Source organism: Flavobacterium sp. GW823-FHT06G12, assembly GCF_058794775.1.
Genome location: NZ_JBXAHE010000004.1, coordinates 242,241 through 268,241, shown reverse-complemented (window position 1 = coordinate 268,241; position 26,001 = coordinate 242,241). Strand labels below are relative to the sequence as shown.

The 26,001-nt window shown below is 33.0% G+C and carries 23 protein-coding genes; 11 read left to right on the top strand and 12 right to left on the bottom strand.

Features of this window, described 5'->3' with window-relative positions:
- Positions 1-77 precede the first annotated feature (77 nt).
- From AC1Q5Z_RS16820 to AC1Q5Z_RS16795, 6 genes are all read right to left on the bottom strand, one after another.
- Positions 78-1,310: an ROK family protein gene (locus AC1Q5Z_RS16820; protein ID WP_198856573.1), complete on the bottom strand. Its 1,233-nt coding sequence runs from the start codon at positions 1,308-1,310 to the stop codon at positions 78-80.
- A 165-nt stretch (positions 1,311-1,475) separates the two neighbouring features.
- Positions 1,476-2,279: a DUF2490 domain-containing protein gene (locus AC1Q5Z_RS16815; protein ID WP_343585389.1), complete on the bottom strand. Its 804-nt coding sequence runs from the start codon at positions 2,277-2,279 to the stop codon at positions 1,476-1,478.
- Between the two features lie 461 nt (positions 2,280-2,740).
- Entirely contained in the window at positions 2,741-4,138 is a 1,398-nt protein-coding gene (locus AC1Q5Z_RS16810; protein WP_343585386.1) for a TolC family protein, read from the bottom strand.
- A 1-nt stretch (position 4,139) separates the two neighbouring features.
- Positions 4,140-5,492, bottom strand: coding sequence for an HlyD family secretion protein (locus tag AC1Q5Z_RS16805; RefSeq protein WP_198856576.1), 1,353 nt, complete (start codon positions 5,490-5,492; stop codon positions 4,140-4,142).
- A gap of 2 nt (positions 5,493-5,494) precedes the next feature.
- Entirely contained in the window at positions 5,495-7,150 is a 1,656-nt protein-coding gene (locus AC1Q5Z_RS16800) for a peptidase domain-containing ABC transporter (RefSeq protein ID WP_492446014.1), read from the bottom strand.
- A 102-nt stretch (positions 7,151-7,252) separates the two neighbouring features.
- Positions 7,253-7,657, bottom strand: a complete 405-nt coding sequence (locus AC1Q5Z_RS16795) for a hypothetical protein (protein ID WP_286970041.1) — start codon at positions 7,655-7,657, stop codon at positions 7,253-7,255.
- A gap of 354 nt (positions 7,658-8,011) precedes the next feature.
- On the opposite strand from AC1Q5Z_RS16795, the gene AC1Q5Z_RS16790 reads away from it, so the two are divergent.
- Together AC1Q5Z_RS16790 and pdxR are read left to right on the top strand one after the other, a co-directional pair.
- On the top strand, positions 8,012-8,470 hold the full coding sequence (locus AC1Q5Z_RS16790; RefSeq protein ID WP_198856579.1) for a DUF1810 domain-containing protein: 459 nt from the start codon (positions 8,012-8,014) through the stop codon (positions 8,468-8,470).
- 236 nt (positions 8,471-8,706) lie between these two features.
- Entirely contained in the window at positions 8,707-10,116 is a 1,410-nt protein-coding gene (pdxR, locus tag AC1Q5Z_RS16785) for a MocR-like pyridoxine biosynthesis transcription factor PdxR (protein WP_343585381.1), read from the top strand.
- Between the two features lie 157 nt (positions 10,117-10,273).
- Here pdxR and AC1Q5Z_RS16780 read toward each other — a convergent pair whose 3' ends face one another.
- Positions 10,274-10,537, bottom strand: coding sequence for a DUF2024 family protein (locus AC1Q5Z_RS16780; RefSeq protein ID WP_198856581.1), 264 nt, complete (start codon positions 10,535-10,537; stop codon positions 10,274-10,276).
- A 133-nt stretch (positions 10,538-10,670) separates the two neighbouring features.
- On the opposite strand from AC1Q5Z_RS16780, the gene AC1Q5Z_RS16775 reads away from it, so the two are divergent.
- Together AC1Q5Z_RS16775 and AC1Q5Z_RS16770 are read left to right on the top strand one after the other, a co-directional pair.
- Positions 10,671-11,402, top strand: coding sequence for a YggS family pyridoxal phosphate-dependent enzyme (locus AC1Q5Z_RS16775; RefSeq protein WP_492446011.1), 732 nt, complete (start codon positions 10,671-10,673; stop codon positions 11,400-11,402).
- 29 nt (positions 11,403-11,431) lie between these two features.
- On the top strand, positions 11,432-12,136 hold the full coding sequence (locus AC1Q5Z_RS16770) for an AAA family ATPase (RefSeq protein WP_198856583.1): 705 nt from the start codon (positions 11,432-11,434) through the stop codon (positions 12,134-12,136).
- 79 nt (positions 12,137-12,215) lie between these two features.
- On the opposite strand, the gene AC1Q5Z_RS16765 is transcribed toward AC1Q5Z_RS16770, so the two are convergent.
- Complete coding sequence (locus AC1Q5Z_RS16765; protein WP_492446008.1) at positions 12,216-13,661, bottom strand: glycosyltransferase family 2 protein; 1,446 nt, start codon at positions 13,659-13,661, stop codon at positions 12,216-12,218.
- A 501-nt stretch (positions 13,662-14,162) separates the two neighbouring features.
- On the opposite strand from AC1Q5Z_RS16765, the gene AC1Q5Z_RS16760 reads away from it, so the two are divergent.
- Together AC1Q5Z_RS16760 and AC1Q5Z_RS16755 are read left to right on the top strand one after the other, a co-directional pair.
- Positions 14,163-14,609: a response regulator gene (locus AC1Q5Z_RS16760; protein ID WP_198856585.1), complete on the top strand. Its 447-nt coding sequence runs from the start codon at positions 14,163-14,165 to the stop codon at positions 14,607-14,609.
- Positions 14,610-14,621: 12 nt separating this feature from the next.
- Positions 14,622-18,641, top strand: coding sequence for a PAS domain S-box protein (locus AC1Q5Z_RS16755; RefSeq protein ID WP_492446006.1), 4,020 nt, complete (start codon positions 14,622-14,624; stop codon positions 18,639-18,641).
- Between the two features lie 86 nt (positions 18,642-18,727).
- Here AC1Q5Z_RS16755 and AC1Q5Z_RS16750 read toward each other — a convergent pair whose 3' ends face one another.
- Positions 18,728-19,144 (bottom strand): lipocalin family protein, encoded by a 417-nt coding sequence (locus AC1Q5Z_RS16750; protein ID WP_198856587.1) that lies wholly within the window; start codon positions 19,142-19,144, stop codon positions 18,728-18,730.
- A 185-nt stretch (positions 19,145-19,329) separates the two neighbouring features.
- On the opposite strand from AC1Q5Z_RS16750, the gene AC1Q5Z_RS16745 reads away from it, so the two are divergent.
- The 3 genes from AC1Q5Z_RS16745 to AC1Q5Z_RS16735 all read left to right on the top strand — a co-directional run bounded on the left by AC1Q5Z_RS16745 (position 19,330) and on the right by AC1Q5Z_RS16735 (position 21,390).
- Entirely contained in the window at positions 19,330-19,524 is a 195-nt protein-coding gene (locus AC1Q5Z_RS16745; RefSeq protein WP_492446004.1) for a hypothetical protein, read from the top strand.
- 32 nt (positions 19,525-19,556) lie between these two features.
- Positions 19,557-19,745 carry a hypothetical protein gene (locus AC1Q5Z_RS16740; protein WP_343585368.1) on the top strand — a complete coding sequence of 63 codons (189 nt, stop codon included), beginning with the start codon at positions 19,557-19,559 and terminating at the stop codon, positions 19,743-19,745.
- Between the two features lie 292 nt (positions 19,746-20,037).
- Positions 20,038-21,390 (top strand): GH1 family beta-glucosidase, encoded by a 1,353-nt coding sequence (locus AC1Q5Z_RS16735; RefSeq protein ID WP_343585367.1) that lies wholly within the window; start codon positions 20,038-20,040, stop codon positions 21,388-21,390.
- A 76-nt stretch (positions 21,391-21,466) separates the two neighbouring features.
- Here AC1Q5Z_RS16735 and AC1Q5Z_RS16730 read toward each other — a convergent pair whose 3' ends face one another.
- Both AC1Q5Z_RS16730 and AC1Q5Z_RS16725 read right to left on the bottom strand, forming a co-directional pair.
- The gene (locus AC1Q5Z_RS16730; protein ID WP_198856603.1) at positions 21,467-21,832 is read right to left on the bottom strand and encodes a hypothetical protein; all 366 of its coding nucleotides are present in this window, start codon (positions 21,830-21,832) and stop codon (positions 21,467-21,469) included.
- A 365-nt stretch (positions 21,833-22,197) separates the two neighbouring features.
- Positions 22,198-22,827, bottom strand: a complete 630-nt coding sequence (locus AC1Q5Z_RS16725) for a hypothetical protein (protein ID WP_492446001.1) — start codon at positions 22,825-22,827, stop codon at positions 22,198-22,200.
- A gap of 567 nt (positions 22,828-23,394) precedes the next feature.
- On the opposite strand from AC1Q5Z_RS16725, the gene AC1Q5Z_RS16720 reads away from it, so the two are divergent.
- Both AC1Q5Z_RS16720 and AC1Q5Z_RS16715 read left to right on the top strand, forming a co-directional pair.
- Entirely contained in the window at positions 23,395-23,568 is a 174-nt protein-coding gene (locus AC1Q5Z_RS16720; protein ID WP_492445999.1) for a hypothetical protein, read from the top strand.
- A gap of 167 nt (positions 23,569-23,735) precedes the next feature.
- The gene (locus AC1Q5Z_RS16715; protein ID WP_492445997.1) at positions 23,736-25,352 is read left to right on the top strand and encodes a tetratricopeptide repeat-containing sensor histidine kinase; all 1,617 of its coding nucleotides are present in this window, start codon (positions 23,736-23,738) and stop codon (positions 25,350-25,352) included.
- 72 nt (positions 25,353-25,424) lie between these two features.
- Here the strand turns inward: AC1Q5Z_RS16715 and AC1Q5Z_RS16710 are convergent, their stop codons facing one another.
- A complete protein-coding gene (locus AC1Q5Z_RS16710) occupies positions 25,425-25,958 on the bottom strand; it encodes a 5' nucleotidase, NT5C type (RefSeq protein ID WP_343585356.1) in 534 nt (177 codons plus the stop codon).
- Between the last annotated feature and the right edge of the window lie 43 nt (positions 25,959-26,001).

Sequence of the window (26,001 nt, the reverse complement as noted above, 5' to 3'; positions counted from 1 at the left end):
TGTAAAGATATAAAAATATTTAAAATAACAACTTTAGTTATTAAAATATTTTAATAAGTATGAATTTATTTTTTAAATTAATTATTAATAAGAGGAAACAACAGCTTTTCTTTTATTACACAACAAGCGCCTATAACTCCCGCACGGCGCCCCAAAGTTGATTTTTTAAGCTTCATATCACGATTGACTAAACCTAATGAATATTTTTTAAGAGCTGATTGAATTGGCAGAAGTGCATAATCGCCAAGTTGTGCGAAATCTCCTCCAATCACCAAAAGATCAGGGTTAAAGATGTTTAAAAGGATAGATAAGTAACGTCCCATTTTCTCACTTTGCTGTGTTACAAGATCAACACAAAGAGTATCTTCTAAATTTACAGCGCCTGTAATTATTGCATGATGTTGTAAAACTGGCGAGTTATCATCTAAAACAACTTTAGATTGCTTACCTTCTTTTATTGCTTCTTTAAACTGATTAATTAAAGACCAACCCGATATTTCAGTTTCTAGACAACCTAGTTTTCCGCATTGGCACATTATTTCATTATTAAATATCGTACTATGTCCAAACTCGCCAGAGTAACCCGATTTTCCATAATAAAGCTTTCCGTCAGTGATCATTCCTATTGCAACTCCCCAACTATAATTGACAAAAATGATATTTTGCTCATCATCGACAACACCTTCGCAATACTCGCCAAAAGCCATTGCACGCGTATCGTTTTCTAAGTGAACTGGAAGATTTAATTGTTCTGAAATAATCTCTGTCAGAGGTCGATTTTCACTGAAAAAATAGTTATAACTAAACCCTTCCATCGAATTAATTCGGCCCGAAAAGTTAATGCAGACACCAACGATCATTTTCTTTTCTACCAAACTATCTTCAATAAATGAATTGATTAGACTGCAAAATTTAAGAAGAGATTCTTGAGTGTTTTCTAAAGTAAAAGAAGTTCCAAGCTCTACGCTTACCAACTCATTTTTAATATTTTGAAGTCCGATTGACATACTCGTTAAACCAACTTCAACACCTAAAAAATAAGCGCAAGTCGGATTGATACTAAACAGGGAAGGTCTACGCCCGCCGCTGTTAGTAATTTTTCCCATGTCAACAACATAGTTTTCTACTAATAATTCGTTAACCGCTTTGGTTACTGTTGGAACACTTGATTGAAGTTCTGCACTTAATTCGGCAATAGTCGAATTACCTCCAGACAATAAACGCTTTACAATTGATTGTCGAAGCAGATGCCACTTTTGTTCAGACAAACTTTTGTCTTTACTATTATCTAATAAATCTTTTAAACTCATTGCTTTCCTTATTTGGTTCACAACAAATTTAAATTATTTTTTAAATCAGCATAAAAATACAGTCTTTAATATTAAATTATTTTAAAATATTAAGAACTATTTTTAAAAAGTAGTGTAAAAAAGATTTCAAAAATAAAATTGAAGCAAAATAATGAAGGACAAAAATTAATCTGCGCCACCATCGACGCTATCAAATGTTTCGCGTTCTTTTGGTTTAACACTATATTTTAAAGAAACCATTGGCCCGTAATAGACATCAAATTGAGTTCCGTTTGTGCGCAATTGCATTTGACCGATTACACCTGCCAAAAAATGAATATTCGGAGTTATTCCAGCAGTATAATAAACTGATAATCTGAAAATATCAAAATGTTCATCTGCATAATCTTTAGAGGCAAATTTCAGCATGAGCTCTGTATAATAACCAAGATTAGGCGCCAAGAAAATTGGTTTTTCCTTGCTTTGTCTCAAATAATGATTGACTCCAAAACGGGCTCTTATTCTGGGTATTGTCTGATGATTACCATTTCTGTCATCAAAAAACTTGGTCTCAAAACGCACTTGCTCAAAAAGAGAACCTTTAGGCATTTCTTGAGTATAGGTTCCCATAACGATAAGTCTATTTTCTAAAGTTTTGTAATTTCCCGCTTCTTCTATTGCATATTTCTGATTGTGCGCATATCCCAACCAAAGCTTCATATTTTTAAAACCAGAATAAATAATCCAAGGTCTTATTACTTTACGCTGTGTATATTCAAAAGGATTTCCGTTTGTGTAAGCGCCTTGTGTAACGAGCTGCATATCTGCCTGACCGCTCAAATTCCATTTTTCTATTAAAGGAAATGCAACATCAACCTCGCTTATAGATGCTGGAATAAATCCCATTGTGTAAGGAGCGTCTTGGGCTTTTAAAACTTGAGAAAGCATGATGCAACAAAATACAAGGAAACTCTTTTTTAATAAACTCATAATTCGTCAATATTAAATTACACGGCTTCGAAATAAGAAAGTCTATCAAATTTAGATAAAGAAGTTTTTAACTTTAAAAAAAAGCGGTTTCATATTATAACATGAAACCGCTTTCTAGACATTTCTTCCAAACAAAAAAGCTTTAGAAAAATATCTAAAGCTTTTTTTAAATCAAAATTCTGAAAATTAATATAATGCAGACAGGTACAAAACTGACTGTTATTTTTATGTTCACATGATATTTTGCCCCTCTGGGGCTATTTAATATATCAAACATACATTTCTATAAATATTTCGTCCCACTGGGACTACCGATGTATAGTCCCACCGAGGCTTTTTATAGCTCTGGAAGAGCAAAATATTTATAGCTAAAAATCTATGCTCCCTAATTCAGAAGCTCCAGAGGAGCGACATGTTAGATTTCTATAAATTTCAGTTATCCAATTATGCATCGAAATTTGTTAATCTGGATTTGCCAATATTTTGTACAATTCGGCATTCGACAGATAAAACTGATTCTCTAAACTTATTTGCGACAATTTTGCGCTAACCAAATTGTTTTCTCTCGAATTGATTAAGAAAATCGAACTTTCTCCAAATGAGAATAATTTTTCTTCTGAATTCAACATTGTCATGTAATCTTTTACCAGATTATCAATTACAACTTTCTGCTTTCTTAATGATGCAATTTCAGTCTGCTGCGCTTTTACTTTATTTTTAAGTTCTAATCGTTGTTGGTCTATATCAAACTTCATGTCCTGAATTTTCAGTTTTGCCATTTTTAAACTTCCTCTTTCTTTTCTTAAGAAAATAGGAAAACTGAAATCGATATTAAACTTATAATCGTCGGCGTTGAAATTATTCCAGTAATTTGGTTCTGAAATATAGTTGTAACCTACATTAATTTTTGGAAGCAACGAATTGGCTTTCAACTGGCGATTGACTTCCAAAATATCCATTTTGGTTTCTAGAGACTGAATTTTTGGATGCGAATCTAACGACTCCACATCGACCATCATAGCATCTGTCTTTAAAGTTTCTTCTATAGTCTGAATTAGATTTTGTTCAGGTTTTACTAAATCTCCAAGCTCTACAGGAACATTTTCAATCCATAAAAAATTAGCCAATTTCAATTTTGCTTTAGCTAATTTCAGGTTTCCATTTTCAACATTCAGTTCTCTGTTTCGTACCGTAATTTTGGCCTCAACACTGTCAATTGCGGGTGCATCTCCTGCCGCGATTAACTTTTTAACTCCTTCAAAACGAGTGCTGGCAAAACCTAAATAATTTTTATACAATTCGGCTTCGTTGTAGCTTTTTCTCCATTCAAAATAAGCTTCACTCGCCTGATATAAAATTTCAATTGCTCTTAGTTTTCGCTGTGCATCACTTAGTTTTACCTGAAGTTTTCCTTCGCGAACATCGGCCATTCTTTGGTTAATAAACATTCCCTGACCTAAAGCAACATTAATTCCTAGCGAAGTTAAACCTGCTTCTGGCGTTTTGTTCTGCGGGTTATAATATTCCCCGTTCGTATCGTCAAAACCTGCTTTAATCTCAACTCCATACCAAGTCGGAATTTTGAAACTGCTGTTTAATAACGAATAATATTCTGTGCCTTTAAATTCTTTCTTATTATAATCTACTTCAAGTTTTGGATCAAATCCGCCTCGTGCCATCATCAGTTTTGCCTGAGCATTTGTCACTTCAAGATTGGCTTGTTTTACCAAAGGGTGATACTTTTTTACATAGCCCAAAAACTCAATAAAAGTAAGTTCCTCTTGATTAAAATTCTGGCTCTGCAGTGTAGAAAAACTTAATAGAAATAAGAAAGAAAACAGTTTTACTAGATTTCTCATTTTACTTTTTCTCCTTTCCTTTATCTTCTTTTTCTCCTGAATTGTAATAGTTTGGTGGGAAACCATTCAAGTTTCGCCAAATCTCGTACCATACCGAAACGGTTTCTAACAACGCTATACTTTGCGCACCAGCACCAATGCTTAATTCTTTTGGCCAGTGACGATCTTCTCCATCTGGCGAAACCAGAATTCTATATTTTCCGTTTGGACTAATGAAATTTTCTATAGCTACAACTTTACCCCCGTAAGTTCCATAAGACAACCCAGGCCATCCAGAAAATACAATTCTAGGCCATCCATCAAACCAAACACGAACTTTTGCACCACGATGCACAAGCGGTAAATCGATTGGATCTACATAAGTTTCTACTGCAATATCGTATTTGGCTGGCATGATACTTACAACAGGAGTTCCTTCTTTAATAGTTTCTCCAAGACCTGCCAATAAAGCACGGTTTACATAACCACTCTGTGGCGCTGTAATATAGTACAAACCATTTCTAAGTCTGTAATTGGTATATTGGTTCTCTAGTTTGTTAACCTGAGCTTCTGTATCGTACTGTGTACTTAAGGCAGTAAATTTATCACTTCTTGATTTTGATATTTTTTCAGCATATTCGGCAGTAATTCTGCTAACTTCTACTCTTGCATTAATCAATTCGTTTTTACTACTCAAAAGTTTATTTTCTTGCGTAATCACATACGCTTCAGACTCTTGCAACTTTAATCTTTTCTGCTCGACATCTGTCATTGGTTTTAAACCTTCTTTATTTAAAGCAGTAGAACGATCAAATTGTGTTTTTGCAATTCTAAGCTGTGTTTTTACTGCTACAAGATCCATACTGTCGCTTTTTATTTTCAGTTGCGACTGACGAATTTTGTTTTGCGCCTGCTGTAATTTCAATTGCTTTTCTGTATTCAAAGACTGCGCTTGAACATCTAGCGAATTTACTTTATCACCGTATGATTCTACTGCCATTTTTTTGGCATCTACTTGTTGTTTGGTATTGTTAACCAAATTAGGATCCAAATAATCTTCTTTGATCTCCGAAATGTAAAGTATCGTATCTCCTTTCTTTACATAATCTCCTTCTTTTACAAACCATTTTTCAATACGTCCTGCAATGGCATTATGAACCGTTTGAGGTCTCTGATCTGGTTTTAAAGTCGTTACAGAACCTGTTCCCGAGATGTTTTGTGTCCAAGGCAAGAAAAGGCATAAGACAGCAAAAATCAAAAATCCGATTATGACTTTGTTCAAAATTTCGTAATGAGGTCTACGAGCAACACTTGTAATCGATTTGTATTTGCCCGGCGTTATAAGTACGTTGTTATCTTTAGATAGGTTGAGCATGATTAAAGCTTTATGTCGTTAATAATTTTTCCGTCATCAATCGTAATCATACGACTGCATTTGCTTTTCCAAACATCATTTTTAGAAGTCACAATAACAGTCCAGTCGTTTTCTTCAGAAAGTAAAAAATCAACAATTTTACTTGACGTTATTTCGTCCATTTTGTCAACTGGATCTTCTAAGAATAAGATATTCGGTTTACCGACAATACTCCTTGCCAAAAGAATCTTTTGAACATCAGAAGCAGAAAGTTCACGACCTCCAGGATGAATTTGATTCTCCAACCCGTTTTCGAAAGTTTTAATATATGGGGTAAGACCAACATTATCTAAAGCCCATTTTAAATCATCACTATTTAGTTCTTCATTTCCAAAAACAATATTCTCGCGAATTGTTCCTGCAAAAAGTGTATCGCCTTGCAAAAATGTCCCCGATTGTGCTCTGTATGTATCTTCGTTAAGACGATTCATATAATTATCGGTCACATACATAGCACCGCTTTCTGGTTCTAGAACTCCCGAAAGCAATCGCAACAAAGTACTTTTTCCTGCACCATTTGTTCCAGTAAGAATAATTTTTTCGCCTTGAGAAATTTTCAAATTGATATTCTTAAGCGATTTTTTATTGTGTCCGGGATAATTGTAACTCATGCTTTCGGTCTCGATATTGATTCCTTTTTCTGTTTTATCTGAAGTTTGAGGAATGCATGAAATCTCCATATCAGTCACCTGACCAATTTTTTCAACAGAAGTTAGCACGTCGTAGAAAGACTCCAATCCGAAGATGATTTTTTCTACCGAGTTAATTAACAATACAATTACGATTTCAGCTGCTACGAACTGCCCTATGTTCATTTGGTGGTGAATTACCAGAAAACCACCGATCGATAATAAGGCAGCAGTAACAATTACTTTAAAAATAGTCAGCTGAATATATTGCTTCTTCATTACCTGAAAGTGCTTTTCACGGTAATTGACGTAGTTGGTTACATAGCCATCATTTCTGTCCAATGCATATTCAAAAGCTCCTTTTCTGCGGAAGCTTTCTCTATTGCGGGCAATTTCTTGAAGCCATGCTGCAACCTTATATTTAAATTTTGATTCGTTCAAACTTGTCTCAAGACCATCTTTGTACGAAAATTTAAAAATGACATATAAAATGACAATAAATAAAAGTCCGATTACCATAAAGAAAGAATGGTAAAGAACTAATAGAATAATCCCCAGACCAACCTGAAGGAATGCGGTGCAGAAATCAAGCAATAATTTTGCAGTGCCTTTCTGTACCATTAAAGTATCAAAAAAACGATTGGCTTTTTCGGGAGCATATTCCGAGTACATTTCTTTAAATTTTATTAAAGGCATTCTGTACGCAAATTCAAAAGACGAACGCACAAAAATTCGCTGCTGCAGATTCTCTACAATTCGCAGCTGCAAAATCGTAAGAACACCTCCAAAACCAACGCCCACCGTAACTAGAATTACCAGAACGATCCACGAGACGCTTAGCTGTCCGCTTTGAATAAAATTAATAATAGCTTGGATTCCCAAAGGCAGAGAAAGATTTACTAACCCTGCAAATGCAGCATAGAAGATAATTTGATATACATCGCGCTTATCGAGCTGCAATAAGTTATAAAAACGTTTAAATGGTGTCATGAATTTAAAGTATAAATACAAGATTATTACATAGAATAAATATACGGCAAAAACCGCATTAATGGATTAAGATTTTTACCCTAATCCTTAAAAAACAAGTATTTATGAATTCAATCGAGGAGGCGGTATATCTATTTTGCCATGAAAGCCAAATGAGAAGATTGTATTGTCAATATATTTTTTTCCTTCAGATTCTATTAAGAAATAAAAATTAGGCATTAGTGATTCTGATGAAACCAAATATTCCATTAAAGGAATTCCTTTTGACAATTTAGCCGTTTTAGTATCTTTTGTTTTGTAATCGTCCATTTCTTCTGGAATTCCGTCACATTTAAAGATTTTCTTCAAGAAATTGCAAGTAATGCCTTTTACAGTATAAGTTTCAGCATTATCACTCAAGATTCTTCCAACACTATTAGAAATATTTAAACTGCTAATTAGAAAATAGCCGACAAGCAACACCTGAAGGCATTTACATAAAAAGCTATTTTTAATTTTGTTCAACATAGTCTAAAAAAAGGCTGAAAGTTTACCCAAATCAAATCATTTTGATTCAGGATCCCAGTAATTTAAGGCGTTTATTCTATTTTTTCTGAGCGCGCAAGTTAGAGCCATTTTTTTTGCAGAACATTAAAATAACATTAGAATTTAGAACCATTCAAAACTTTAGAAATTTATTAACAAGGCATTCTTACAGGCTATCGGAATTATGTAAAGACTAATTGCAATTCTATAACTCATAATGACTTAAGCAATCTACTTTTGGTAAGAAAAAAATTTGACAACATACAATAAAGAAATATCGAAGTGTTACCTATTAAAGAAACTCCATATATAAACAATTTAATACAGAATCAAGACATGATTTACGCAAAGAATGATTTGACCCGATTTCTAGATGCTCAAAACAAATTGTACTTAACTGCTTTTTCTGAAATTGAAAAAGGTAAAAAAGAAACGCATTGGATGTGGTTTATTTTTCCGCAGATTAAAGGACTAGGAAAAAGTACAATTTCAGATTATTACGCTGTAGCAGATTTAAAAGAGGCAACCGAATTCTTAAATCATCCTATTCTTTCTAAACATCTGATTGAAATTTCAAAACTTTTATTGACTTTTAATAAAAAATCTGCCGAAGGAATTTTGGGCGATTTAGGCGCCAAAAAACTACATTCTTCTATGAGCTTGTTTGTTTTGGTCGAAAATGCCCATCCTGTATTTCAGCAAGTTTTAGACACTTTTTTCTTTGGACATCTGGATCAGCTTACTTTAAATTTTACTCAAAACACTAGTGTTCTGCCAAACACAGTACTTTCTTAATATTCTTAGGACAAAAAAAGGGAATAGGTTTCTATCTATTCCCTTTTTAATGAATTAAAAAAATCTCTTCAATACTTTTCTTTTCTAAATTTTCATTCTAAAACAACAAAAACACTTTTAAGGTACTGCATGTGAGCTTGCTTTTCTTCAAAATAATACACAATTATTTTCCATTTATAATTATTGTATTTTTGGACTAGCAAATTATCTTCATTTATAAAAAAGAAACAGTCCACATGCTTCGACCTTGGCCTTTAGAAATTCAGTTAGACAAAAAATCAGATAAAGCCATTTATCTACAAATTGCCGATGCTATAATTGAGGCTATCCAAACAGGAAAATTGGTTAGCGGAAATGCTTTGCCAGGAAGCAGACAATTGGCTGAATTATTAAAAGTAAACCGAAATACTGTTGTAGAAGCTTTGGATGTTTTAATTACCGAAGGTTGGCTTGTAACAATTGACCGAAAAGGAACTTTTGTAACCGAATCACTTTCGCAAATTCATCATTCCACAGAAAATAAAAAAGAGCAAAATATTACAATTGAAGAGCCTAAAAGCTTTTTGGTTTTCGATGACGGACTTCCAGACAGCCGTCTTGCTCCAATGAACGATTTGGCAAGAGCGTATCGAGAGTTGTTTAGTCGAAAATCGCGTTGGCAAATTATGGGTTACAGCAACGAATTAGGAAATTTAGATTTTAGAAAATCAATAGCTCAAATGCTCAATTTTAAGCGTGGCATGAGCATTTCTCATGATCAAATCTGCATTACGCGCGGAAGCCAAATGGCAATGTATCTTGCTTCTCATTGTATTTTAAAATCGGGCGATTTTGTTTTGGTCGAAAATCCTGGCTACAAACCTGCTTGGGAAGCTTTCGAAAATGCTGGCGCAACTTTACTTCCGGTAAATATAGAATCGGACGGATTGGATATCGATCAAGTCGAAAAATATTTGCAGCATAAAAATATAAAAGCCATTTATGTTACACCACATCATCAGTTTCCAACTACGGTTACTTTGTCTTTAAAAAAGCGTTTAAAACTGATTGAACTTTCTAATCAATATACTTTCACGATTATTGAAGATGATTATGATAATGAATTTCATTTTGGCCAAAGACCAATACTTCCGATTTCTAGTTATTCGGGTTTGAAAAACTATATTTATATTGGCACTTTCAGTAAAATTGTTGCTCCAGCTTTACGTATAGGATATTTAGCCAGTTCGAATGAAAACATTCAGAAGATTGGAAATCATAGAAAAATAATCGATGTTCAAGGCGATAATATTATGGAAGAAGCAATTTTAAACCTCATCAATGAAGGTAAAATAAAGCGCCATCTTAAAAAAGCCAATTTGGTTTATAAAAGTAAAAGAGATTTTTTCGAAATCTTATTAAATCAATATCTTCAAGGTAAAATCGTTTTTACAAAACCAGAAGGCGGACTTGCTTTTTGGATTGTTCCAAAAGCAGAAATTAATATTTTAGAAATTTTCGAAAAACTAAAATCGCAAGGCATTCAAATCATGAGTTCTGATCGATTTAGTTTTGATGAAACCATCAAAGGTTTTCGTCTGGGTTATGCTTCTCTTTCTGAAAAACAAATGGAAGAAGGAATTAAGGCGCTTGCAAAGCTTTTATAAAAATCCTAAAAGCATTATCAAATCTATACTTTAGACGCAGATTTCACAGATTTACTATCGCAAAAACGCGGAAAAAAACTGATTTTAAAATCCGTCGAATCAGCGTTTTCGCGATAGCAAATCTGTTTTATCCGCGTTCAATTAACTTAACAACAAGTTAATTACAGTTTTCCATTTCAATAATAGAAAAACCATTTTCCCGAACTTGATTTTCTACTTCGATTGGCGCTTTATCAATGTGGCAGAAACGGCATTCTTTAGAAGATAATGTTTGTCCTTCCTCATCTACACTTTTCAGATATAATTTTCCGTATTCGTACACTTGTTCTGCATCGTTAACATTTTCGTCAACCAAAATATCAAAATGCATAATTTTTCCATCTTTGCGGGTTACATAGGTATCCCAAACTGCTATTTTCATTTTTTATAAGGTGCTAAGTTTTTTTTCTCTGCAAATTTATTTTGGATTTAAAAGTTTAAAATAATCCAGTTTTTTCATTTTTTGAAATGTACTGGTCCAGTATTATTTTATGGTTTAGATTTAATTTTGCAGTATGAAAAACGATATTATTTTTAATTTGATTAAAGTGCATCAACGCATTGAAAGTGCTTGCAGAATTGCTGGAAGAAATCCTGAAGATGTTCAGCTTTTATTGGCGACCAAAACTGTTCCGGCAGAACAAATACGAATTGCAATCGAGGCTGGCGAGACTTTAATGGGGGAAAATAAAATGCAGGAATTGCGAGATAAAAATGATGTTTTGAAAAGTCTTCCTGTCGAACGTCATTTTATCGGACATCTTCAAACGAATAAAGTAAAAGATGTTTTGAAATATGTAACTTGTATTCAATCTCTAGACCGAATTAATCTGGCCGATGAGTTACACAAACAGCTTCAAAACCAAAATAGAAAATTGGATATTTTTGTCCAAGTCAATACTTCCTACGAAGAAAGCAAATTCGGATTGGCGCCAGAAAATGTTTTGTCTTTCATTAAAAAAATAAAAACATACGAAACTTTAAATATTAAAGGTTTAATGAGTATTGGGCTTTTGGATGTTGAAAAAGAAAAAATGATTCCGTCTTTACGACTTTTAAGAACCATAAGAGATGAAATATATTCAGAAGGAATTGAAGGTTTACAAGATTTGAAACTTTCTATGGGAATGTCTCAAGATTTAGAACTCGCCATTGCAGAAGGTTCTAATATGGTGAGAATTGGCACTTCAATCTTTGGAAACCGTTTTTTAGGAAAAGAAATCTGGAACGAAAACATTGCAGAATAAAACTTAATTTTGCAGCAAATTAAATGCAGATGAACCTGAATGATCTTACCGTAATTGATACTGAAAAAATTGCTTTAGACGATTTGTTTTTTAGTGATGAAAATAAAGCCGCTTTGCTTCAGATAATCAAGGAACATCAATATATTGAAGAATTAAAACAATACAATCTTAAAGTTGACAATAAGATTTTATTGCATGGAAGTTCTGGCTGTGGCAAAACAACAACAGCAAAAGCAATTGCCAATGCTTTAAATAAAAAGATAATTATTGTAAACCTCAGCACTGTGGTCGATTCTAGAATTGGCGAAACTTCTAAAAATCTAAAAGCTATTTTTGATAAGGCTATTCGCGAAAGAGCCGTATTATTTTTGGATGAATTTGACCAAATCGGAAAAAGTCGTGACAGCGATGATAAAGATGTTGGCGAAATGAGACGTTTGGTAAACACAATCATTCAGCTTTTTGATTATTTCCCTTCTGATAGTTTATTGATCTGTGCAACGAATCATTACGAAATAATAGATAGCGCTTTATTAAGAAGATTTCAGCTTCGTTTGAAATATGAAATGCCTTCAGAAAAACAGCTCGATATTTATTATGACAAAATTTTAAGCACGTTTCCAGAACATTTTCAGAACATCCAAAGAAAATATTCTGTTTCTTATGCCGAAGCTTTAGATTATACCAATACTACAATGAAAAGGCAGATTATTGCTGCTTTAGATTCTAAATAAAAATGAGAAAACCCGCTGACACTACAGCGGGTTTTCGTTTGGCGGAGTTTTTTATAATAGAATGAATAGTGTTCTTAATTTATAGTCCTCTTGTCAACCAACCTCTTTTGTTGGCTGTTGCAATGGCATAAGGTGCAATCCAGAATAAACTGAAAGTGTAGAAAACACTGTAAGAATAAGCCCAGAAAGATTCTGCAAGCGTATATCTTTTTGCGTAAAATACCATCGAAAATGTTGAGAACATTAATATAGCAACCAAAGTTGAACTAATGAATAATATTGGGTGAACTGCAATAAAGTAGAACATGAATAAAAAGAACGGATACGTCATTGCAATTTTAAAAAACTGATTTAAAAACAGCATTCTAGGTCCAAATTTTGATTCTTTTCTAAAATCCTTGAAAACATATTTTGCCATCATAAGATTTTCGCGAACATTACTTCTCGCCCATCTAATAAACATTTTGTATAATCCTTTGTATTCTTCTGGAACATTAGTTAATACTACTGCATTTCTTTGAAATTTCACTTCTAAACCTTGTTTCAAAATCATATTAGTAAGAGCACGATCTTCTCCAATATCTGATGGCTGCCCCATAAAAGTTTGGTTGATCCATTCTGGCAGACAGTTAAAAACTGCATCTCTTCTGTAAGCTGCCAAAGCTCCTGGCGTACATAATACAGAACCCAATTGGCTTTCTGCAGAACGTTGAAATTCGAAACTCATTACAAAACTTACATTAAGCATTTTTGGTAAAATCGCTTTTTTATTGTTCAAAACCTGAACGTTTCCTGCAACTGCACCGCATTTTTTATTTACCACAAATGGGCTAACTAAGTTTCTTAAAGTATCTTTTTTTACTATAGAATCACTATCTACAGTTACGAAGATTTCTCCTGTTCCTAATTTGAAACCTCTGTATAAAGCCTGACGTTTTCCTTGGTTTTTAGGCTGCTGAAAAATCGTAACACGATCTCCTAATTTTGCTTTTGCTTCCTGCATCCAGTACCAAGTATCATCTTTACTTCCATCGTCAATAGCAAGAAGCTGCAGTTTTTCTGCTGGATAATCGCTTTCTGCAAGACTTAATAAAGTGTCCCAAACTAGTTTTCCTTCATTGTATGCCGGAACGATAATCGTACAAGTTGGCAATAAATCATCTGATACTGATGGAATAACTTTGTATCTTAAGTACAAATACGAACTGTACAAGAAAACTCCTGTTTGGTAGAAAAATAAAAGTGTCGTAATTATTAAAAATGGCAATCCCCAAGTCGAAGCAATTCTTTCAAAATGAAATTGCTCAAAATCGTCTTGCAATTGAAATACCATAACGGCCCCTGCAATTAGTAATAAGAAAGTAGCAATAAGAATCGCTAATCCAAAAGGACTTGTCGGTCTTTCTACATGCACTTTTTGTGATTTTTCGTTGGTTCTGAAAAAAGAACCGTTTAATGTTTTTTTGCTGATAGCTGAACTGCCGTTCGCATAAAATTGTTCTGAGATAATTGTTTCGCTTTTCATGCTTATACTCCTTTTTTAATTTTCTTAATTTGGCTTTTAGCAAAATCTTCTCCCTTTCAAAAACGGACACATTAGAGATTTTGACACTAACACAATTTACAAGCTGCATGCCAATACGATTTTAAACTGGTACAGAGCTATTTAGAAAAACAAGAACAAAAAAGAGTGTGTAATTATTTTACACTTTTTGGATACGGTATACACTAAAATCGTGATTTTTGGAGTGAAATAAGTGAGATTCTAAAAGGTTTTACAGTATTTTGTCTCTTCTATTTGGTAAAGAAATATGAATCTCAAAAAGCAAGCTTTTAAATAAAAACCTGCAAAGAATTAATAAAACGCATTTCTTAAATTAAAATTGCATTAGAGAAAAAAATCAATGATATTTTCTTCTTTTTTTCTTCTATTAAAAAACATTCTTCACAAAAAAACTAGAAATCTTACTTAAAAAAGTTAAATTTATCGAAAGAAAACTTAACCCTAAATTAAGGAGAATAAAAAATGAATAAAGAGCATTATTATCTTTTATTGGCTGATGATGACGAAGATGACTGCCTTTTCTTTAAAGAAGCTCTCGATGAAATAACGATCGGCACTACACTGTCAATGGTACACGACGGTGTCCAATTGATGAATTATTTGAAAACTAATATTTCAAATCTTCCCGATGTTCTTTTTCTGGACTTAAATATGCCTAGAAAAAATGGCCTGGAATGTTTAGATGAAATTAAAAATGACGAAGAATTAAAAGCCCTGCCAATTATCATTTTCTCTACTTCGTTAGACGGCGAAATAGTTGACAAATTATACCAAAAAGACGCTTCTTTTTATATTAGAAAACCAGGTGAATTTTCTAAACTTAAAAATGTAATAGAAAAAGCACTTACCATTGCATCCGAAAATAATTTTAAACAGCCCGAAAGAGCCAATTTCATATTGCAACCTTAATCTTCTCTGGAAATGAACCGCAAACACAAGGAACATTATTTTCTTTCTCAAGAAGGTGAAATGGGGAATTTAATTCGTTCTGCAGATTGGAGCAAAACCTCTTTGGGAAATCCTGAAAATTGGCCGCAAAGCTTAAAAACAATGACGGCAATGATACTTGGTAATCCGTTTGGAATGTACATTGCTTGGGGAGAAAATTATACTCAATTGTATAATGATGCTTTTCGTCCTATTCTTGGTGTTTCTAAACATCCAAAAGCATTAGGCATAAGTTCGCGGGAAACATTCAGCGAAATTTGGGATACTATAGGTCCTATGTTTGCCGATGTTATGAAAGGACATGCGGTAAGTTTTCCTGATTTTAAAGTTCCGTTACATCGAAATGGCTACATAGAAGATTGCTTTTTTGACTTTTCATACAGTCCGATAAAAATCGAAGATGGCTCTATTGGCGGCATTTTGGTAACGGTTATAGAAACTACCGAAAAGAAAATTGTTGCAGATGCGCTACAGGAAAGTAATGTTCGATTTGTCAATAATATTATGCAAGCGCCTGTGGCAATGTGCATTTTTAGAGGCGAAAATCATATTGTTGAAATTGCTAACGAACAAATGTTGCAGCTTTGGGATACAAAAGCAAAAAATATAATTAACAAACCTATTTTTGAAGTTCTGCCAGGATTGAAAAAACAAGGTTTTGATGAAATTCTCAACAGCGTTTTTAGAGACGGAAAAAAAATTGCCACAGATGAACTTTTTGTTCAACTAAACCGAAACGGACAAACTGAAAACACCTATATTAATTTTGTTTACGAAGCTTTGCGCGAAAAAGACGGCACTATTTCTGGCATTGCAGCAATTGCTACAGAAGTTACTGCTCAGGTTTTGGCACGTTCAAAAGTTGAAGAAAGTGAACAAAAAATAAGACAGCTGGTAGAAAATGCACCTTTTCCGATTGCGGTTTATGTTGGAAAAGAAATGCGCATTGAACTAGCAAATGAATCTATTATAAAAATTTGGGGGAAAGGCCCAGATGTAATCGGAAAAACATACCGAGAAATTCTCCCAGAACTAAAAAATCAATCGGTTTTTGAACAAGTAGAATCGGTTTTTGAAACTGGCCTATCTTTTCATTCTAGAAATTCGCGTATCGATATTGTCATCGATGATAAGTTGCAATCTTTTTATTTCAATTACAGTTTTACGCCTTTATACGATTTAAATGGTAAAATTTATGGCGTAATGAATACCGCTGTAGAAATTACAGATTTGTATATAGCCAAACAAAAAATAGAAGAAAGCGATAAACGGTTTCGTAATACAGTAAGACAAGCTCCCGTTGGTATTACTATTTTACGTGGATCTGAATATGTGGTTGAAATGGCTAACGAAGCTTATCTCAAAATTGTTGATCGAACGGAAGAATCTTTTGTTGGAAGACCTTTGTATGATTCGCTTCCAGAAGTAAAAGAAACTGTTAGCGTTTTACTAGACAATGTTTTGAATACTGGAGTTCCGTTTCACGGAATTGAAGTTCCTGTACCTTTAAACCGATATGGCAAAATCGAAACTTCTTATTTTGATTTTCTTTATCATCCGCTGAAAGAAGAAAACGGAACAATTTCAGGAATTTTGGTAACCGTTACCGAAGTAAGCGAAAAAGTTGAAGCCAGAAAAAAAATCGAACTTAACGAAGATCGTCTTAAAATTGTTGTTGAAGCCAGCGAATTGGGAACTTGGGAACTTAATGTAAAAACAGGACATCTCACCTATTCTGAAAGATATCTGGAAATCATTCACGGTTATACCGAAGAATCTTTGTTAACTCATCAAGAATTATTGGCGCATCTTCATCCTGATGATGTGCATGTTAGAAATGAAGGATATAAAGAAGCTTTAAAATCAGGTTTTTTAAATTACGAAGCTCGTGTAATTTGGAAAGATCAATCGATTCATTGGGTTGAAGCGAAAGGAAAAGTTTTTTATGATGAAAATAATGATCCATCAAAATTAATAGGAACAATTCGGGACATTACCGAAGAAAAAAAATACAACCAGAAAATAGAAGAAAGCGAAAAGAAACTGCGAAATCTTATTATGCAATCGCCTGTTCCAAAAGCCATTTTCCGCGGAAATGATTTTGTGATCGAAATGGCCAATTTTGTGCTTTTGAATAATATTTGGAAAAAAGAAGAAAGTGAAGTTCAAGGAAAAAAACTATTAGAAATATTCCCAGAACTTAACAATCAGAAATACGCACAGTTACTAAAACAAGTTTACGAATCTGGAAATGTCTATTCTGAATCTGAATCTTTGCTTTTTATTGATAATGAAAACGGCGGTGATCAATATTATGTAGATTTTGAATTTGCACCACTCCGCGAAAGCGATAATTCGATTTCTGGAATTAGAATGACGCTAATTGATGTTACCGAAAAAGTCGAAGCCAGAAAAAAAATCGAAGAAAGCGAGAAAAGATTCCGTTCACTTACAGAAAGCATTCCGCAGTTAATCTGGGAAACTGATGCTGAAGGAAAAGCTCTTTTCACCTCTGGGAAATGGCTAGAATATACCGGAGTCGAACCTGGAATTGAAGGTTCTTGGCAAAAAATGATTCATCCAGATGATTTTGAAGAAAATGTAAAAATCTGGCAACATGCACTCGCAACTGGCGAAATGTATCGCTGCGATGTGAGAATGCGCAGAAAAGATGGATCTTACAGATGGCATACCGTTATTGGAGAACCTGTTTTTGGACTCGACAATAAAATCATAAAATGGGTCGGCGCTTTTACCGATATTCATACCGAAAAAGCTTTTACTCATGAACTTGAACAACAAGTTACAGCGAGAACTAGAGAGCTAATTCAGATTAACGAATCGCTTCGAAAAAGTGAAGAGCGTTATCATTTGATGGTAGAAGAAGTTCAAGAATATTCCATTCTATACTTAAATTCAAAAGGTATTGTAGAAAATTGGAATGTTGGAGCCGAAAAGATTAAAGGCTATAAAGCAGACGAAATTATCGGAAAATATTTTGGTGTTTTTTATACTGCCGAAGATCAAAAACATAAATTGCCTGAAGAACTTTTAGAATTGGCAAGAGAAAAAGGAAAAGTAATTCACGAAGGCTGGCGTGCACGCAAAAACGGAAGTTTATTTTGGGCAAGCGTAGTTATTACAGCAGTTCATAATAAAAAAGGCGATGTTATTGGTTTTTCTAAAGTAACGCATGATTTAACCGAAAGAAAAAAAGCTGATGATAAATTAAAAATGAATGCACTAGAACTAGAGCAAAAAAACAATGAACTAGAAGAAATGAACAAAGAGCTTCAGTCATTTGCTTATATTTCAAGTCATGATTTGCAGGAACCGCTTCGAAAAATACAGACTTTTGCTTCGCAGATTATTGATAAAGAATCGGAAAATTTATCAGAAAACGGAAAAGATAAATTTAAACGAATGCAAAACGCTGCACAGCGAATGCAGACTTTAATAAATGATTTATTAGCCTACTCTAGAACAAATAGTCAAGAACGTGTTTTTATAAAAACAGACCTCAGCCAAATTATTAGAGAAGTAAAAGAAGATTTAACCGAAGAATTAGAACAAAAAAGCGCCATAATTGAAATCGGACATACTTCTGAAGTTGATATTATTCCGTTCCAGTTTAAACAATTGCTTTATAATTTGATTAGTAATTCGCTGAAATTTTCAAATCCTGATATTCCGATTATAATTAGAATCAAAAGCAAAATAGCATTAGGTCAAGATCTAGCAGAAGAAAAACTGATTGCAGCAAAAAAATATTGCCATATAGAAGTTTCGGATAACGGAATTGGTTTTGAATCCCAATACAACAAAAAAATATTCGAAGTGTTTCAGCGTCTACATGGTAGAGATCGCTACAATGGTACCGGAATCGGACTCGCAATTGTGAAAAAAATTGTAGAAAACCACAACGGAGTCATTACTGCTTCTGGCATTCACAACGAAGGAGCTTCTTTTGATATTTATATTCCCGTAAATTAAATTTATTTCATAAAAAAAGGAAACTTCAATTAAGGAGTTTCCTTTTTCCATTTCAAAACGAATTGAAATTATCTCAAAACAAATTCTTATCTAGTATAAACAGTAATTACACCAGTTGTTTTATCTTTAATTTTAAGCTCTTTGTTAGTAAGGTTCATGATATCACTAGTTGAACTAATATTTCCAACCGTAATAGTCAAATCGTTATGAGATCTTACATAAGTACCAGTAGTTTCTGTAAGAGCACAATCAGAACCGTTATAATCACCAATAACCGCTGCGTTACTTAATCTTAGATCCAAATAATCTTTATTACATCCTGCTGCATTCTGAGGTGCATCAATTAACACTTCTTTTCCATCAACAATTGTCCCAGTTTGGCTTAGACTATACTTCCCTTGAAGTGGAATTATTGTTTCTCCATCATTATCGTCGTTACTACAAGAAGTTACGAACATTCCCGCGCCTAAGGCTAATACGAATAATATGTTTCTATTTTTCATGTTTGTTTGTTTTTTATTAATTTAATTCAATAATGCTAAATTAAAAGTAAAAACCTACAAAAAATTTCATGATTTTAGGAATATATTACATAAATCGCATTTTTTAAACAATGCTCACTTTTCTATTACACTGACTAATAATTAATGTATTTTAGATAAATATTAACAACCTATTAATTTATAAAATGAAAAAACTATTACTATTTAGCGTTTTTGCTCTACTAAGTTTTGCAACGTACTCGTGCACTGCGGATGATAGTCAAACAAGCGAATCTAAAACAGAAATCAAAAAAAATACTTTGTCTTTGGATAATGCCAAAGCAAATATAGGACCGGATGATGATCCTATTACTGTGCCACCACCACCTAAAAAACCTTAAACTACAGTTGTCTAACCTAAATTTATTTTAAAGTGAAAAAATTACTTTTATTCAGCGGTATTGTATTGTTAAGTTTTGCAACTCATTCTTGCACTGCTGATGAAACAGAAACAACAAGCGCAAAAACTAAAGTTGTAAAAGAAAAACCTATAACCGAAGCACAAGCAGATGGTCCTGGCGATATTTCTGTACCTCCGCCCCCGCCTCCAGAAGATAATTAATTTTATAATGCAATTTTAGAGGAAGTATCTTTTTAATGCTTCCTTTTCTTTTTTATTGATTTTCTGACTATACAATATAAAACCCCAATCTTCCACACACTTTAACCATTTGATAATAATCACTTTACAATAAATTCACATTAGTTTTATTAATTTGATATAAAACTAATCGTTATGAAACTTTTTAATCTAAAATTTCTAGTATCATTCAAAGAATGGCTTTTCTTGAGAGCAATGCAATCTTCTTTCCTACATTAATAAACAACTTAATTATAAAGGAAAATACGATTGAATGAATAAAGTCGAAAGCTCATTTCTGAATAAAAACCAATTTGGTGAAGATTTCTTGTGGGGTGTCTCAACTGCCGCTTTCCAAATTGAAGGTGCGCATGATTCGGACGGAAAAGGTTCTTCTATCTGGGATGTTTTTACTTCTCAAAAAGGAAAAATTAAAAACGGTCATCATGCCATAACCGCTTGCGATTTCTACAACTCTTATCAGGACGATATTAATCTAATTAAGGAACTTAATATTCCTAATTTTAGATTTTCTATCAGCTGGCCCAGAATTATGCCAACTGGTGTTCATCCTGTAAACCAAGCGGGAATCGATTATTACAACAAAATCATAGATTCGCTACTGGCTTCTGGAATCGAACCTTGGATAACTCTTTATCACTGGGATTTACCACATGATCTGGAAGTAAAAGGAGGTTGGACAAACCGAGAATCTGTTTCGTGGTTTAAAGATTATGTCGAAGTCTGTGTACAGTATTTTGGCGATCGTGTCAAAAACTGGATGGTCATTAACGAACCTTCCGTATTTACGGGAGCAGGTTATTTTTTAGGTATTCACGCGCCAGGCAAAAAAGGAATTACAAATTACCTAAAAGCCATGCATCATGTTACTTTGGCAACTGCAGCTGGAGCTAAAATAATTCGAGAGCGAATTTCGGATTCTAATATCGGAACTACATTTTCGTGCACGCATATCGAACCTGCAACAGAAAACTCAAAAGATGTCGAAGCTGCTAAACGCGTAGATACTTTATTAAACCGAACTTTTATAGAACCTATTTTAGGATTAGGTTATCCGCAGAAAGATCTTCCAGTTCTTAAAAAACTTAATAATTACATTTTAGAAGGCGATTTAAATAATCTCGATTTCGATTTTGATTTTATTGGTTTGCAATGTTATACTCGTGAAGTTGTAAAATCGGCAATGCTGATTCCGTATATTGGTGCAGAATTAGTAAGTGCCGAAAAACGAAATGTAATTTCTACCGATATGGGGTGGGAAGTTTATCCGCCAGCAATGTATCATATTCTTAAAAAGTTTAATGAATATGACGGAATCAGAAAAATCATTGTAACTGAAAATGGTGCTGCTTTTCCGGATACTGTAAAAAATGGAAAAGTTCATGATATAAAACGGACACACTACATTCAGGATCATTTAGAACAGATTTTAAAAGCCAAACAAGACGGTTTAAATGTCGATGGTTATTTTGTCTGGACTCTAACCGATAATTTTGAATGGGCTGAAGGATATAATGCTCGCTTTGGGTTGATTCATGTCGATTTCGAAACGCAAAAACGTACTATTAAAAATTCAGGATTGTGGTTTAAAGACTTTTTATCTTAAAACCTATTCTCAAAAAATAGAAAAAGCCTTTCGTATTAATTGCGAAAGGCTTTTTTATTTGAAATAAGATTATCTTTTAACGAAATCTATATTTATAATTCTGTTTTAAAATTCCAACATGAATCTTTCCATTGGTTTTTAAATGAGTCGTCATCATGATATATTTTTCTTCGGGATATTTCACCTCAAAATTAAAGGTTGTATCTCTTACTTTCACTTGAAGCAAATGTTTTCCTTCACTAGAGGTTGATAGTCCAACTGTTTCGTAAGTTGGCAATGCCTCTGTTGCTTTTAAATTAATATCTTGAACTTTCTCTTTATCCAGAAATACTTCTAGTTTTAAATTGTCCAATTTCATATCGGTTGGCTGTTCAAATGAGACAACATATTTTTTACAGCTTACGGTGCATAAAACGATTAATAGTAAGAGAAGCTTTTTCATAAATAATGTTTTTAACTGATACTAATAGATTCAAAATCTATTTTTAATTTTATAAATATAGATAATTTTATTGCAAATCGATTGCTTAGAAAAGTAAGTTTTTCGGTCTTTGCAACTAGTTTTTATTCGATTAAAAATGGTCAAAAAAAATACACTTTTTTAGGTAAAAAAAGTGCTATTTCATTGATTTTTATTAGGTTTAACGGGATTTTTTTCTTATCTTTATAGTGTAAATAACAGTAAATATATGCCGAAAAACAGACTTTTTAACTACCAAAATTGCACTTCACAAAACCATTCTTTTTCCCGCTTTACGCATTTTATTTTTCAAAATGCTTTTTCGTTTCATATCGAAACTATTTTTTCTAATCTTTTTTCTGCACCAAGTATATGCAGGCCGAAGAAACTAGAGCAACTGCTCCAACCGCAATCGTAATTATTTTGCGAGGATATATTTTCTGAGCCAGTTTTTTAGAAAATAGATTCCTAAAATTCCATAAAAGATTTCCTTTTTGAGGAACTTCTTTCGACTCTTCATGTTCATTTTTCACCAAAACCTTTTCTTCTATGCCATTATTATCGATTTCGACCGTTTCATTCTTAACGACATTTTTAATTTGTTTTGCTTCTTCAATTCTACATTTTTCATTGAACTTTTTAAAAGGGCGTGGCTGAAAATCGACAATCACGGCGGCAAGATTTATCGCATCAATATTTGACGGATCTGTTTCTCCCTTAAAGAAAGTTTCAATAGGCCTGAACTTATCTTTTTGATCCTTAAACTTATTCTTTTGAGTATGATCAAAATCTAAGCACAATAAATTCCTAAAAACATTCAAATCGTCTTGGGTTGGTTTATCTTCAAAAATAAGCCAACACAAATCGCGGAGTTTTCCGCGCGAAGGGTTGTATAAAAAATCAAAATATTCGCCCTCTTTTTCGATCTCATATTTAATTTTAATCGCCTTTTTATATGCTTCTAATGTATTATTCATCTTGCCTCTTTTAGGAACTTCTTTTGACTTTCTATTTTCATTTTTTAACTAAAACTTTTTATATGCCTTTATTTTCGAATTCTAGATTTAAATGCTTTTTCAGCACTTTCAATTTCTGTTCCAATTTCTATATTTTTTCTATATTTTTTTTTGCCGTTCAAACCAACTTTTGAACAACTTATTGCATCTATTATAATATAGAGATTCGATTAAAATTAAATAATAATTAACCCAAAAAAGGCCTTCTATTTTAGTTTTATTGGGAATTCTCGGGAATCTCAGGAAAACGCAGGAATTCCGGGAATCCCTTGTCAACAGTGATCTAAAAGTGCCTTTACTTTGCATCAGAAATTAGTTCAAGTTTTGTCTGCAGACTAAAACAAAAATATAAAACTAGTTCTAATTAACATTGTGGAAAACCGTAAGACCGAGTTTATTCGGGAAGTATAAATTACGTCTTACAGGTCTACACGATCTACTTCCCAAAACCAATTTTGGTATCGCATTCCAAGATCTGGATCAACTCCGGACAGCCATACCTATGTCTAATTTCTAAAATAAACTAAAATGAAAAAACTAATACTATTTATCGCTTTTGCGCTATTGTTCACGATATTTTCTTGTACTCCTGATGAGTATGAGACACAACCAAAAAATAAAATTGAAAAAGTTGGCACACCGTCAGCAGAGTATAATGAGGGTCCTGGTGATAAAGTACCACCACCACCACCAGCTCCATGATAAAAAAAAGTTTTTAGTATCTAATTAATTACTATTTTCGGGGAAAGTAAATTTAAATGTTACGATCCCCGTTTTTTTATTGTATTATTTTTCTTTTTCTTTTTTCCTGCGAAGAAAAAAAGACCATTAATCCTAAAACTGAGTCTATACAAAAAGAAGCTCTTGCTTTGCGCGATAAAGCAATTGAAAATTATGATAAACAAAACTTCAACACCGCTTTTTATGAGTTCAATAAGTCAAAGGAACTTTCTAATACTATAAAAGACAGCGGAAATATCTCTTACGTACTTATCAGAATTGCGGAAATCCATCAGCGAAATGGAGATTATTATGGCAGCAAAGAGATTTTAACAGAAGCGTTACAAACACTCCCACATTTTAGAAAAAAAGGAGTTTATCCCGCTAGTATAAATAATACGCTAGGAGTTGCTGATAAAGAGCTTTCTCTCTATGATGATGCTATTTATTATTATAAACTAGCAGCAAATGAATATAAAGACCCGCTCTTAAAGCATGCTCCTATACAAAATATTGCTGCCGTTTATATTCAACAAAAAAAATATAATAAAGCAATCCCTATCTTAGATTCTCTTTTACAATCTCTTTCAAGTAAAGAATTAAAAGAGAAAGCTGCTCCAAGTGATAAATCTATATTGTTGGACAATTTGGGTTATGCTTATTTTAAGAATGGAATGGAAGATAAAGGATTTCATTTAATGACTGAAGGCCTGCAAATCAGAATTGACACTAAGGACGCCTATGGAAGCATTGAAAGCTATCTTCACCTTGCAGATTATTATTCTAAAAGAGATAAAAAAAAATCTGATGAAAATGCTCTTCTGGCTTACAAAGCCGCTACAAAATTAAACAGCATTGATGAAAGGTTAGAGGCTCTTCAAATTTTAATTTCAAATGACAATACTCCTAGTACACCCAAATACACCCAAAAGTACTTTACACTAAACGACAGTATTATTAAAGTTCGAAATAATTTTAAAAATAAGTCTGCCAAGATTAAATACGATGCAAAAAAAGAAAAAGACGAAAACGAAAAACTACGTTTAGAAAAAGCAGAAAATCAATTATCACTTCAAAAAGCCAAATATCTTAGAATTGTATTTGTAATTGTTTTTTTCTTTTTGGTGATTTTAATCGCAATTTTAATTCGCTATTATAAAAATAAAAATAAGGCAATCGAATTTAAAAGTTCGTACGACACCGAAACGAGAATTTCTAAAAAAATACATGATGAATTGGCAAATGATGTCTTTCAAGTAATTGCTTTCGCCGAATCTCAACCATTAGCCAAAGAAAATACCAAAGAGAATCTTCTCCAGAAGTTAGATGATATTTACGGACGCGTTCGAGGAATTTCAAAAGAAAACAATAAGATCGAAACGGGCAAAGATTTTACCAAAAGCATCAAGGAAATGCTTTCTGCTTACAATACTATTGAGAGAAATATTATTGCTACAAACTTAGAAAGCGTAGAATGGGAAGATGTTGATGATATAAAGAAAATTACCATTGGGCGCGTTTTACAAGAATTAATGGTAAATATGAAGAAACACAGTAAGGCCTCTCTTGTTGTAATAAAATTTGAAAGTGATCCAAAATCAATTCTAATACGTTACACCGATAACGGAATTGGCTGTGAAAAAACGAAGATTTCTAAAAATGGTCTCCAAAATATGGAACACCGTATTCAGACCGTTAAAGGAACTATCGAATTTGAAACAGAACCCGAAAACGGATTTAAAGCTAGAATAGTAATACCTAAATAAACAAAAGCCTTTCGGAATATTCCTGAAAGGCTTTTTCTTCAAAAAACAAGTAATTTTTAAAATTACCTTGCGTTAAACTGCCTCTTTCAAAACAGCAACAGCTTCTTTCCAATTATTCACTCTCAAATAATTCTCTTTTTTGGCATTATGAAATGCTGTAAACATAATAGGCTGACCCATGCAAAAATCTAAATTCTTTGGATGATCATCGATTAGATAATCAGTATTGATAATGGTTTTGCTTCCGCATAAAACGATATTTTGCCATTGAATAAAAGGAAAATGTTCTGCGAGCCATTCTATTTTTTCATTCAGCGAAAGCGGAAATTCTGTCGCCGCAGATACAATATAAATCTCAAAATTTTCCTGTAATAACTTTAAGCTTTCTACCGCATCATCTATTACTGGCAATGTTCTAAAAAAATCTTTAGAATTTAAAACACTACGTACTTTCTCTCGGCCGTAAAAAGCTTCTTCTTCTGTCAAACCTTGAATTTCTTCTTTTAAAATTGTTATTCCGAAATCTCTTTCGAAGTAAGTTATTAGGTGTGCTTCTACATCAGCAAGCACTCCATCCATGTCGACTGCAATTGATTTCTTTTTCATTGTAAATTTATTTTGCTGCTAAATTATGCAAAAATTGCAATAA

Coding starts and splice junctions, on each gene's coding strand:
- AC1Q5Z_RS16820 (WP_198856573.1), bottom strand. CDS start 1,310: ATGAGTTTAAAAGATTTATTAGATAATAGTAAAGACAAAAGTTTGTCT.
- AC1Q5Z_RS16815 (WP_343585389.1), bottom strand. CDS start 2,279: ATGAGTTTATTAAAAAAGAGTTTCCTTGTATTTTGTTGCATCATGCTT.
- AC1Q5Z_RS16810 (WP_343585386.1), bottom strand. CDS start 4,138: ATGAGAAATCTAGTAAAACTGTTTTCTTTCTTATTTCTATTAAGTTTT.
- AC1Q5Z_RS16805 (WP_198856576.1), bottom strand. CDS start 5,492: ATGCTCAACCTATCTAAAGATAACAACGTACTTATAACGCCGGGCAAA.
- AC1Q5Z_RS16800 (WP_492446014.1), bottom strand. CDS start 7,150: ATGACACCATTTAAACGTTTTTATAACTTATTGCAGCTCGATAAGCGC.
- AC1Q5Z_RS16795 (WP_286970041.1), bottom strand. CDS start 7,657: ATGTTGAACAAAATTAAAAATAGCTTTTTATGTAAATGCCTTCAGGTG.
- AC1Q5Z_RS16790 (WP_198856579.1), top strand. CDS start 8,012: ATGATTTACGCAAAGAATGATTTGACCCGATTTCTAGATGCTCAAAAC.
- pdxR (WP_343585381.1), top strand. CDS start 8,707: ATGCTTCGACCTTGGCCTTTAGAAATTCAGTTAGACAAAAAATCAGAT.
- AC1Q5Z_RS16780 (WP_198856581.1), bottom strand. CDS start 10,537: ATGAAAATAGCAGTTTGGGATACCTATGTAACCCGCAAAGATGGAAAA.
- AC1Q5Z_RS16775 (WP_492446011.1), top strand. CDS start 10,671: ATGAAAAACGATATTATTTTTAATTTGATTAAAGTGCATCAACGCATT.
- AC1Q5Z_RS16770 (WP_198856583.1), top strand. CDS start 11,432: ATGAACCTGAATGATCTTACCGTAATTGATACTGAAAAAATTGCTTTA.
- AC1Q5Z_RS16765 (WP_492446008.1), bottom strand. CDS start 13,661: ATGAAAAGCGAAACAATTATCTCAGAACAATTTTATGCGAACGGCAGT.
- AC1Q5Z_RS16760 (WP_198856585.1), top strand. CDS start 14,163: ATGAATAAAGAGCATTATTATCTTTTATTGGCTGATGATGACGAAGAT.
- AC1Q5Z_RS16755 (WP_492446006.1), top strand. CDS start 14,622: ATGAACCGCAAACACAAGGAACATTATTTTCTTTCTCAAGAAGGTGAA.
- AC1Q5Z_RS16750 (WP_198856587.1), bottom strand. CDS start 19,144: ATGAAAAATAGAAACATATTATTCGTATTAGCCTTAGGCGCGGGAATG.
- AC1Q5Z_RS16745 (WP_492446004.1), top strand. CDS start 19,330: ATGAAAAAACTATTACTATTTAGCGTTTTTGCTCTACTAAGTTTTGCA.
- AC1Q5Z_RS16735 (WP_343585367.1), top strand. CDS start 20,038: ATGAATAAAGTCGAAAGCTCATTTCTGAATAAAAACCAATTTGGTGAA.
- AC1Q5Z_RS16730 (WP_198856603.1), bottom strand. CDS start 21,832: ATGAAAAAGCTTCTCTTACTATTAATCGTTTTATGCACCGTAAGCTGT.
- AC1Q5Z_RS16725 (WP_492446001.1), bottom strand. CDS start 22,827: ATGAATAATACATTAGAAGCATATAAAAAGGCGATTAAAATTAAATAT.
- AC1Q5Z_RS16720 (WP_492445999.1), top strand. CDS start 23,395: ATGAAAAAACTAATACTATTTATCGCTTTTGCGCTATTGTTCACGATA.
- AC1Q5Z_RS16710 (WP_343585356.1), bottom strand. CDS start 25,958: ATGAAAAAGAAATCAATTGCAGTCGACATGGATGGAGTGCTTGCTGAT.